Origin of the sequence: uncultured Roseibium sp. (assembly GCF_947496995.1) — a bacterium.
Taxonomy (GTDB): domain Bacteria; phylum Pseudomonadota; class Alphaproteobacteria; order Rhizobiales; family Stappiaceae; genus Roseibium.
Window position 1 is genome coordinate 1 of sequence record NZ_CANMFD010000013.1, and the last position, 3,065, is coordinate 3,065.

4 protein-coding genes are annotated in these 3,065 nt (G+C 60.8%); 3 read left to right on the forward strand and 1 reads right to left on the reverse strand.

From position 1 onward, the window contains the following. The first annotated feature begins 110 nt into the window (after positions 1-110). From Q1B40_RS24635 to Q1B40_RS24645, 3 genes are read left to right on the forward strand one after another with little or no spacing between them, the layout of a single operon-like run. The gene (locus Q1B40_RS24635) at positions 111-494 is read left to right on the forward strand and encodes a transposase (protein WP_040440190.1); all 384 of its coding nucleotides are present in this window, start codon (positions 111-113) and stop codon (positions 492-494) included. Further along, entirely contained in the window at positions 491-844 is a 354-nt protein-coding gene (tnpB, locus tag Q1B40_RS24640; protein WP_299821247.1) for an IS66 family insertion sequence element accessory protein TnpB, read from the forward strand. Before Q1B40_RS24635 ends, tnpB begins: the two co-directional genes overlap by 4 nt. Positions 845-898: 54 nt before the next feature. Continuing rightward, entirely contained in the window at positions 899-2,443 is a 1,545-nt protein-coding gene (locus Q1B40_RS24645; RefSeq protein WP_299821250.1) for an IS66 family transposase, read from the forward strand. A gap of 35 nt (positions 2,444-2,478) precedes the next feature. Here Q1B40_RS24645 and Q1B40_RS24650 read toward each other — a convergent pair whose 3' ends face one another. Next, the gene (locus Q1B40_RS24650) at positions 2,479-2,931 is read right to left on the reverse strand and encodes a hypothetical protein (RefSeq protein WP_299821253.1); all 453 of its coding nucleotides are present in this window, start codon (positions 2,929-2,931) and stop codon (positions 2,479-2,481) included. Positions 2,932-3,065 lie beyond the last annotated feature (134 nt).

Here is a 3,065-nt window from a genome sequence, read left to right on the forward strand (position 1 = left end):
TGTAAGCGGCGGCTGGACCCCACCTGTTCGCTCCCGTCGTGATGCTGGAATCCATACCCATTGTCGATTTGGGAATGGAGGCAGGTTTGGGAGTCCATAGAGAGCTCCATATGGAGTCCGTATGCGGTTATGAGATTTTGCCGCGCGACACGGGAATGCGCCGTTGGCCCAATGAAGTGAAGGGGCAGCTTGTCGCGGAGACCTATCTTCCCGGGGTGACAGTGAACGAGGTCGCCCGGCGTGTCGGCATGAAGCCCAACCATCTCTCGGCATGGCGTCGTTTGGCGCGGGAGGGCAAACTTGTGGTGCCGGATCTTCCGGGAGCGGAGTTTGTACCGGCCGTTCTGGAACCGTCTCCGGCACCCGTTGAAGAGGATGCGAAGCCGCTGGCCGCGGTGGAGATCATTTACGGCGGAACCATAATCCGGCTGGAAGCTTCCGTGAGCCCGGACAGGATTGCTGGGATCGTGCGCGCTCTTGGGCGTGGATCATGATTTTCCCCTCGAACCGTGTGCGTATCCTGGTGGCGACAAAGCCAGTCGACTTCAGAAAAGGACATGATGGGCTAAGCGCCCTGGTCCAGTCCGTTTTGCGCAAGGACCCGTTCACCGGCACGGTTTTTGTGTTCCGGTCCAGGCGAGCCGACCGCTTGAAGCTCCTGTATTTTGACGGCACCGGCCTGGTCATGGCTTACAAGCGGCTGGAAAATACGACCTTCACCTGGCCCGCCGTTCGGGATGGTATGATGTCGCTGAACCATGCCCAGTTCGAGGCGCTGTTCTCGGGCCTGGACTGGCGCAAGGTGAAGGCATTGGAGGCTCGTTCTCCGGCTGCGGCAGAATGAATCAGGTGCCGGAAATGGCGGGCATCCGGAGCGGTCCCGGGCTATTCTCGGCCCATGCCTTCCACCGTCGCCATCGACCTTTCCGCGATCCCCGCTGACCAGCGTGATGCTGTCGCCGCGCTCCTGCGCGAAAGGGATGCGCTCAAGGAGATCAACAAGCGCCTGGAGCACCTGGTCGCGGAGTTGAACCACGCGGTTCACGGCAAAAGGTCGGAAAAGCTCAGCGAAGATGAACGGCAATTGGCTTTCGAAGACCTCGAGACTGCCATCGCCGAGGTCGAAGAGAGCCAAGACGAGCAGCGCCCTTCCGAGGGCAGAACCCGCCGTCCTGCCCGTCGCAATCGGGGCAACCTGCCGAAGGACCTTCCCCGCATCGAGCGTTTGATCGAGCCTGACAGTCTTGAGTGTCCCTGCGGTTGCGGGGTGATGCACAAGATTGGCGAGGATCGCACGGAGCGGCTCGACATCGTGCCCGCACAGCTGCGCGTGATCGTCACCGTCCGCCCCAAATACGCCTGCCGCGCCTGTACCGACGGCGTCACCCAGATGCCGGCACCGGCGCATCTCATCGAAGGCGGTCTGCCGACGGAAGGCGCTATTGCGCATGTTCTGGTTGCCAAGTACGCGGACCATTTGCCCTTGCACCGGCAGAGCCAGATCCTTGCCCGGTCGGGCATCGATATCCATCGGAGCACGCTGGCGGATTGGGTCGGCACCGCCGCGTTCCACCTCGCACCCGTCGTTGACCGGCTGGCCGAGCATCTGAAGGTGTCGACCAAGCTGTTCATGGACGAGACCACGGCGCCGGTGCTGGATCCGGGCCGCGGCAAGACGAAAACCGGGTATCTATGGGCCTTGGCCCGAGACGACCGGGCCTGGGGCGGGGACGATCCACCCGGCGTGGTCTTCTTCTATGCGTCCGACCGTCGCGGAGAAAACGCGGAGAAAATCCTTCGTGGCTTCGACGGGGTCCTGCAACTTGACGGCTACCAGGGCTACAACTGCCTGACGCGCCCGTCCCGCAAGGGCGGCGATCCGATCCGCGTAGCGCATTGTTGGTCACACGCACGGCGGAAATTGAAGGAAGTGTTCGACCGCGATGGCTCCGAAATCGCAGCCGAGGGCTTGCGCCGGATCGCTGACTTCTACAGGGTCGAGGCCGATATCCGCGGAACGGCGCCCGGGCAGCGGCTCTCGGCCCGGCAGGCCCGCACCGCGCCTCTGGTCGCCGCCTTCGGACAATGGCTGCAAGAGCAACGTCGCCGGGTCTCCGCCAAGTCCCGTCTCGGCGAGAAGCTTGCCTACATCCATCGTCACTGGGACGGTTTGCAGACCTTCCTCCACGACGGCCGTGTCGAGATTGATAGCAACAGTGTCGAGAATCTGATCCGGCCAATTGCTCTGAACAGGAAAAATGCATTGTTCGCCGGCCATGACGAGGGCGGCCGCACCTGGGGCCGCATCGCTTCCCTCATCGAGACCGCGAAAATCAACAACGCTGAGCCCTTCGCCTATCTCAAGGCCACCCTCGAAGCCATTGCTGGCGGTCATCCGAAAAGCAGGATCGACGAACTCCTGCCATGGAACTTCAAGCCGTGATGCTGATATTTTGAGAGGCGCTGTAAACGCTTACATCAATCACATCGTGCGCTGATCAATTCGTGTGGCGGCTCTTCGATTTTGACTGCGGCCGGACCATTGTCAGAGAAGGGGACTTCAGAAGCTGCGAATAGGCATCCCTGTTCCCTAGCGGTCAGCGCCTCTCGCACGACTCGCGGCAAATGATCCGGCGAAGATACAAAAATGACACCAGCCGACCCGGCCTCTGCCAGCGCCGACAGTATTTCATCACGTGTATTGCGCGCTCGACCGAAATTCTCTACACGCCAGCGCCGCAGCAAGTCTTGATTGTCCGAATCAATCGCGTCGTCAGCGACAACGCTTAGTGAAAAGGCCTCAGCTAAAGCGAAAGCCGTGGGCAGACGGCCCATCTTGCTGCCCGTGCCCTCCATCACTGCCAACCAGTTTCCAGCAGCGCTGCTGTAACTGTGCACGAAGACAAAAGCGAATTCCGTGTAGGCTTTCATGAAGTCTCCGGCGGAATTTTGGATTCTTAGATTTATGGCATCCTCCGTGAAAGCAGGCAACAGTTCTGGGGCAACGCGTGTTCAGTCGGAGATCATGACGTACCTGAACAAGGTGGGCCCCAGATGCCGCTTAC

Excerpts from the sequence above, each read along its gene's own strand:
- Q1B40_RS24635 (WP_040440190.1), top strand. The coding sequence starts at position 111 with ATGGAGTCCGTATGCGGTTATGAGATTTTGCCGCGCGACACGGGAATG.
- tnpB (WP_299821247.1), top strand. The coding sequence starts at position 491 with ATGATTTTCCCCTCGAACCGTGTGCGTATCCTGGTGGCGACAAAGCCA.
- Q1B40_RS24645 (WP_299821250.1), top strand. The coding sequence starts at position 899 with ATGCCTTCCACCGTCGCCATCGACCTTTCCGCGATCCCCGCTGACCAG.
- Q1B40_RS24650 (WP_299821253.1), bottom strand. The coding sequence starts at position 2,931 with ATGAAAGCCTACACGGAATTCGCTTTTGTCTTCGTGCACAGTTACAGC.